1 protein-coding gene is annotated in these 503 nt (G+C 64.6%); it reads left to right on the top strand.

The annotated features are described in order from the left end of the window. Positions 1-83: 83 nt before the first annotated feature. Positions 84-503: AIR synthase related protein (locus DAT37_RS31925; protein WP_269814820.1), on the top strand; the 420-nt coding region annotated here is incomplete at its 3' end.

Raw genomic sequence — 503 nt, 5'->3', positions numbered from 1 at the left:
CTCGGTGTGTTCTACTCCGCACTCGACGCACTGAAGCCGCTGGTCACGTCCGCCTAAGGAAAGCCTGCGGTTAGTCTGGACTCGTGGCAGCACCTCACGTGGACACTCCCGCCGTCGACACCACCGCACACGCCGAGCGGACGCCGGACCTCCCCCAGCCGTATGCGGAGCTGGGGCTGGCGGACGACGAGTACGCGCGTATCCGGGAAATCCTCGGGCGTAGGCCCACGGATGCCGAACTCGCCATGTACTCGGTGATGTGGAGCGAGCACTGTTCGTACAAGTCGTCCAAGAAGCACCTGGCCTACTTCGGTGAGACCACCACGCCGGAGATGCGCTCCAAGATGCTCGCCGGTATCGGCGAGAACGCGGGTGTGGTGGACATCGGCGACGGCTGGGCCGTCACCTTCAAGGTCGAAAGCCATAACCACCCGTCCTATGTGGAGCCGTACCAGGGTGCGGCGACAGGTGTCGGTGGCATCGTGCGGGACATCCTCGCGATG

Origin of the sequence: Nocardia aurea (genome assembly GCF_003123685.1) — a bacterium.
In the GTDB taxonomy this organism is placed as follows: Bacteria; Actinomycetota; Actinomycetes; order Mycobacteriales; family Mycobacteriaceae; genus Nocardia; species Nocardia aurea.
The sequence above is the reverse complement of the archived record's forward strand: the minus strand, read 5'-3'. Positions and strand labels throughout refer to the sequence as shown.